Origin of the sequence: Ligilactobacillus pobuzihii E100301 = KCTC 13174 (genome assembly GCF_000349725.1) — a bacterium.
Taxonomy (GTDB): Bacteria; Bacillota; Bacilli; order Lactobacillales; family Lactobacillaceae; genus Ligilactobacillus; species Ligilactobacillus pobuzihii.
Genome location: NZ_KB714701.1, coordinates 45,052 through 51,051 on the forward strand (window position 1 = coordinate 45,052; position 6,000 = coordinate 51,051).

The 6,000-nt window shown below is 36.8% G+C and carries 6 protein-coding genes and 1 tRNA gene; 2 read left to right on the top strand and 5 right to left on the bottom strand.

Going from position 1 to position 6,000, the window contains the following annotated elements:
• Positions 1-92: 92 nt before the first annotated feature.
• The gene (gene rpoN / locus LACPOB_RS0109410; protein ID WP_017868596.1) at positions 93-1,424 is read right to left on the bottom strand and encodes an RNA polymerase factor sigma-54; all 1,332 of its coding nucleotides are present in this window, start codon (positions 1,422-1,424) and stop codon (positions 93-95) included.
• Between the two features lie 84 nt (positions 1,425-1,508).
• Here rpoN and LACPOB_RS0109415 point away from each other — a divergent pair.
• Both LACPOB_RS0109415 and clpP read left to right on the top strand, forming a co-directional pair.
• Positions 1,509-1,580, top strand: a tRNA-Arg gene (locus tag LACPOB_RS0109415).
• 357 nt (positions 1,581-1,937) lie between these two features.
• Positions 1,938-2,531: an ATP-dependent Clp endopeptidase proteolytic subunit ClpP gene (gene clpP / locus LACPOB_RS0109420; protein WP_017868597.1), complete on the top strand. Its 594-nt coding sequence runs from the start codon at positions 1,938-1,940 to the stop codon at positions 2,529-2,531.
• A gap of 55 nt (positions 2,532-2,586) precedes the next feature.
• Here clpP and whiA read toward each other — a convergent pair whose 3' ends face one another.
• The 4 genes from whiA to LACPOB_RS12025 all read right to left on the bottom strand — a co-directional run.
• On the bottom strand, positions 2,587-3,540 hold the full coding sequence (whiA, locus tag LACPOB_RS0109425; RefSeq protein WP_017868598.1) for a DNA-binding protein WhiA: 954 nt from the start codon (positions 3,538-3,540) through the stop codon (positions 2,587-2,589).
• 100 nt (positions 3,541-3,640) lie between these two features.
• Positions 3,641-4,660 carry a gluconeogenesis morphogenetic factor MgfK gene (gene mgfK / locus LACPOB_RS0109430; protein WP_017868599.1) on the bottom strand — a complete coding sequence of 340 codons (1,020 nt, stop codon included), beginning with the start codon at positions 4,658-4,660 and terminating at the stop codon, positions 3,641-3,643.
• Entirely contained in the window at positions 4,657-5,541 is an 885-nt protein-coding gene (gene rapZ / locus LACPOB_RS0109435) for an RNase adapter RapZ (protein ID WP_017868600.1), read from the bottom strand. Before rapZ ends, mgfK begins: the two co-directional genes overlap by 4 nt.
• Positions 5,542-5,623: 82 nt before the next feature.
• On the bottom strand, positions 5,624-6,000 hold a 377-nt coding region (locus LACPOB_RS12025; RefSeq protein ID WP_040533091.1), incomplete at its 5' end, for an L-serine ammonia-lyase, iron-sulfur-dependent, subunit alpha.

The window sequence follows — 6,000 nt, forward strand, 5'->3', positions numbered from 1 at the left end:
ATTAAAGTCTACATTCTTTATATATTTGTGAAAATGCGAATTATTATTGTGAAAAGATGTTACAGCCTGTGAAATTTATGAACTTTTGTTTTTCAAGAATATTTTTTTCTTTGCGATGAACTTGGAATATTTAATTGATCACGATACTTTGCAACCGTTCTACGGGACAATTCAAGTCCCTCACTTGCTAGTAATTTACTTATTTTTTGGTCAGAAAGTGGCTTTAGCTTGTTTTCTGCCATTATTTCAGCTTTAATGCGTGCTTTAACATCATTCGCAGTCAGGATCGTGCCTTCCGTACTATAGTTAACTGCCTGCGAAAAGAAGAATTTTAATTCATAAACCCCATGTGGTGTTTGTAAATATTTTCCATTCACTGTCCGACTGATCGTTGACTCATGCAGTTTCAAGACATTAGCAACGTCACGTAAAAGTAAGGGAACCAATGGTTTACTTGAATCTAATAAAAATTTCTTCTGACGTTTAACTATTTCACGCCCTACGCGTAATAAAGTTGAACCTCTTTGTTCTATATCGCGATAAATCGCAGCAAATTCCTTTTTCTTATCTTCTGCGTATTCTTTGACCTGCGGATCTTTATTATTTAACATTTCCTGAAAATATTTATCCCGAAAAACAACTTTAGGCATTGTTTGTTTAGTCGTTTTAACATCAAGTTCTTTTTCCTGATCATTTTGTAAAATTAAGTCAGGCTGGATATAGCCCACTTCTTCTTGACTATATTCTGAACCCGGAGCTGGTGATAAAGTCTGGACGTAATCTAAAATTTTCTGCACTTGTCCTAAACTAATTTCATATTCATGCGAGATCGGTTTCCACTTACGCTCAATAAAATTTTCAAAATCATCTTGCAATACATCTGTAGTATATAACGGAGCATCTTTATCATCACGTGCTTGTAAGATCAAACATTCTTGTAAATTTCTAGCACCCACACCTGGTGGATCTAAATTTTGTAAAAGTGTTAGTGCGTCGATCAAAGTTGTTTTATCAATCAAATCACTTTCCAATAATTGATCTAAATCCAAATCTAAATAGCCATTTGAATCTAAATGGTCTACTAAAAAAATCACCCAGCCTCGTAATGCTGTTTTCCGCATCGTTAGGTGGACCTGGTCCAATAAATAATCGAAAAGAGACTGGCCTTGACGTGAAGAAGTAAATTCAGTCCAATCAGTATTACTATTAGCTACCTGACTAGCGCTGACAACATTTGCACTCTCATTTTTGTCTTGCCGCGGATTTACAATAATAAACGGATTTTCTAATTCTTGTTGTTTTAAATAATTTTGCAATTCATCTGTATTAAACTTCAACATTCTAATTGATTGCTGCATTCTTTGTGTCATTGCTAATTTTTGAACCTGTGTTTGCTGTTGACCTAAATTTTGTCGCAAAGACATAATTTTTCCTCCCTATCATTACTTCAGTCATTTTATAAATTTATCTTGTAATTTAAGAACATTTAAGTTAATATAGTTAAGTACGCGCCGGTAGTGTAATGGATCGCACACAAGATTCCGGTTCTTGTAATCAGGGTTCGACTCCCTGCTGGCGCATATATACTATACATAATATAACATTGAGTGTTAAAAGCCTTGATTTCAAAGGCTTTTTTCTTTTACCCTTTTCACTGAAATACACTGGTTTTTAATAAAAGTGAGTCACGAGCGAGTCAAATACGTCACAACATGGCAGTGAGATTTTGCATACATTACAACTCTTATTATACCTTAGTTGTCGATTTGGTTTCTACTGTTTGTTAAGGACTTACTAAAGTATTTTACTAAGATCATTTCATACCAAAATTATATGCTTAAAGTTTGACCTTTTTTGACCTATAGAGTAAACTATAAATCAAAGTCATGGAAGAGAATTCTATGAAATTATTTAAGAAACAGGAGGTATTTATTACTATGAATTTAGTACCTACAGTTATTGAACAGTCTCCACAAGGAGAACGCGCTTATGATATTTATTCTCGTCTTTTAAAAGACCGGATCATTATGGTTTCAGGTGAAGTTACAGATGACATGGCAAACGCCGTGATCGCACAATTACTATTCTTAGATGCACAGGATTCTGAAAAAGATATCTACATGTACATCAACTCTCCCGGTGGTTCCGTTTCAGCCGGTTTAGCGATTTATGACACAATGAACTTTGTGAACTCTGATGTTCAAACGATTGTCTTGGGTATGGCTGCTTCAATGGCATCCATCCTGTCAACCGCTGGTGCAGATGGCAAACGTTTTGCATTGCCAAACTCTGAAATTTTAATTCATCAACCTCTTGGCGGTGCTCAGGGACAATCAACTGAGATTCAGATCGCTGCTGAACACATTTTGAAGACACGTAATTTGATCAATAAGATTTTGTCAGAACGTACAGGTCAAGATCTTGAAAAGATCAATAAAGATACTGAACGTGATAATTTTATGACTGCACAAGAAGCAGTCGATTATGGTTTGATCGATGGTATTATGAAGAACAAAAAGAAAGCTGAATAAATTTAGCTTTCAATAATAAAAAAGCGAGATCCCAATTTTTAGGATCTCGCTTTTTTTATACATTTTGTGCATCAAATGTTCCATTTTTAACTTTATCAGCATATTCATTTATTTTTCTTAAACGATGGTTAACACCCGATTTCGAGATCGGCCCACCCTCAACTAGATCACCTAACTCTTTAAGACTAACTTCCGGGTGAGTAACTCTAGTGATTGCGACTTGCTGAAGCTTAACTGGTAATTTGTTTAAACCAACAATGTCATCGATCAGCTTAATATTTTCAATTTGCTTCGTAGCCGCATCGGCTACTTTATTTAAATTAGCATTTTCGCAGTTAACGATCCGATTGACTGAATTACGCATATCACGCATGATACGAATATCCTCAAATTTCAACATTGAACTTGTTGCTCCGATCAAGGACAAAAAATCTGCAATCTTTTCGCCCTCTTTCAAATAAGTAATGTAACCACTACGTCGTTCAGTTTTACGTGCATTTAAATGATAATGATTCATCATTTCGCAAATACTATTATTGTGTTCTTCGTATAGCGAATAAATTTCCAGATGATACCGACTCGTTTCTGGATTATTAACGGAACCTGTTGCTAAGAATGCTCCTCGTAAGTAAGAACGTACAGGACCATCTGTTGAAAGAAAGTTATTATTAACTGTTTGCTTGATTTGTAAACCATCGATAATGTCCAAATCTTGCAACACATGACTACTTCCTGAGCGTAAACGTACAATATAGAGATTATTTTTCTTTAACTTCATTTTACGCCTAACCATCAATTCACTTTTAATTCCGTAAAATTTTTCTAACAACCAATAGATACGCCGAGCTGTGGCTGGATTCTCAGTTTGTATACTTAACACAAATTGATGATCGAGCAGGTTTAGTGCACCATTCATTCGGATCAAAGCCATTAATTCAGCTTTTCCGTTGGCCAGATGATCAACTTCTAACGTAGTTAATTCCTTTTTGACATCACTAGCGTAAGACATTATACCGCCCTCCTTTTGTATGAGGTGACAATCGTCACACAAGCTAAGTGAAAATCAAGCAGTTAAGACCACCACGTCGCTTTTCCCTCATCTATTTTATTTAATTATATCCATTTATTTCCCATGAATTTGGTCGTCCAGTTAAACGAATCAGCTCATCGACAACTTTTCTTTCATTATGAAATACTCCATGATCTCTGAGTTCTAAGAAATCATCTGAGATCACACGACATCCTTGTTCACGTAATCCGTTAAAATCATATTTTACCTGATCCAAAATTTCGTTATACTTTTGATGGTCCATATAGTTTTGTGGGACTGCTTCGGTATTAACTAAGACTGTATCGACAAAATCTTTACCCAAATGATGATTCAAAACACGCACGTGATCAGCATCGGTGAATTTTTCAGTTTCACCTTTTTGCGTCATAATATTACAAATATAAACGACTTCTGCTTGTGTTTGACAAACCGCTTGCCCCACATTTTCGATTATCAAGTTAGGCAAAATACTGGTAAATAAACTACCAGGACCTAAGACGATCTGATCAGCTTCCATGATGGCATTGATCACTTCAGGACGTGCTTTAGGCTTTGTTCCATCGTTACTTGTGACCCAAACTTTTTTAATATTTTTTTCGGCAGCTGTGATCTCAGATTCTCCTGTCAAGTGTGTTTCATCACTAAACTCTGCATTTAAAACCAAGGGCACACTTGCGGCCGGATAAACCTTACCATCAATTTGCATTAACTTAGACAACTTCTGTACCGCATAAAAAATATCATCATCATTCATCTCAGATAAAGCCGCAATAATTAAATTTCCAATTGAATGACCAGAGAAAAACTGGTCTTTCGTATCAAAACGATACTGAAAAATATCTTTGTAAATTTTCGGCATGTCCGACAAAGCAACTAAAACATTCCGAATGTCACCAGGTGGAACGACATTAATAAAATCTCTGATCACTCCAGATGAACCACCATCATCAGCTACCGTCACAACGGCTGTGATATCAGCATTTCTTTTACGTAAACCGCGTAAGATGACTGGTAAGCCAGTCCCCCCACCGATCACGACTATCTTAGGACGTTGTCCAATTCTATTATAATTACTCATGATCGGTTAACTGTCTCCTTCTGCTTTTTTATGTCGCGGTGTGAGATACGCACTGGATATTGTTTTTTTAACCTTTGGCCGATCAAGTTAGTTAATGCAACTGAACGATGTTGACCACCAGTACAGCCAATTGCGATCACAACGCTTGATTTACCTTCATTAACATAACCTGGCAAGATCGATTCTAACAAACTAGCAAACTGCTCGTAGAAATTTTGTGCTCCACTTGATTTCATAACATAATCTTCGACTGGTTGATCTAAGCCAGTTTTATCTTTTAATTCTGGAACATAATAAGGATTTGGCAAGAAACGAACATCCATTACAATATCAGCATCGATCGGCAAACCGTATTTAAAACCAAATGACATCACCTCAATATGAAATGGGGTTTCTTTACCACTTTCGAAGGTATGAAAGATTTCTTCGCGTAATTGCCGCGGTGATAACTTAGTCGTATCGATCACTAATTGTGCTTGGTTTTTTATTTCAGCTAGCAGTTCTCTTTCTTTAGCGATCCCATCTAATAGTCTTCCAGCACGAGCTAATGGATGTGCCCGTCTAGTTTCTTTATAACGTGAGACTAATTCTTCATCTGAAGCATCCAGAAAAACAATTTTAACATTAACGGCTTGCTGATCTTCTACATTATTCAATATCTGAATAATTTGATCATAAAAAGATCGCGAACGTAAATCGATGCCCAAAGCAACCTTCTGGATCTTCCCTGTATCTTGTAATAATTCATAAAACTTCGGGATCAAAGTCGGGGGCATATTATCAATACAAAAATACCCTAAATCTTCAAAGCTTTGCATTGCAACAGTCTTACCCGCACCGCTCATTCCTGTTAAAATTACCAGTTCAAATTGTTCACTCATAATTGATCCTCCAATTTCAAACATTCCTATTAAGGATATCACAACAAGCCGGGCGTTTCATTAAAAATAACTACTTCTTAAACTATTGTATATCTTTACCAAAGATCTTAACCTTTATATTATTACCTGTTGTTGTAGCAGCTAAGCCACCTAGACCGGTTTCACGTAACTCACGCGGCATTCTTTGACCAATATCTTTCATGGCCAAGATCACTTCATCTGCGGGGATCTTACTTACTAAACCCGCTAAAGCCATGTCGGCAGCTGACAACGCATTGGCCGCCCCGACAACATTTCGTGAAACGCACGGGATCTCGACTAAACCAGCAACTGGGTCGCACACTAATCCCAATAAATTACTCAGCGCAAACGCAAATGCTTGGGCAGACTGTTGTGGACTACCACCGCTAACAGCAACTGCACCGGCAGCTGCCATTGCCGATGCACTACCGACTTCCG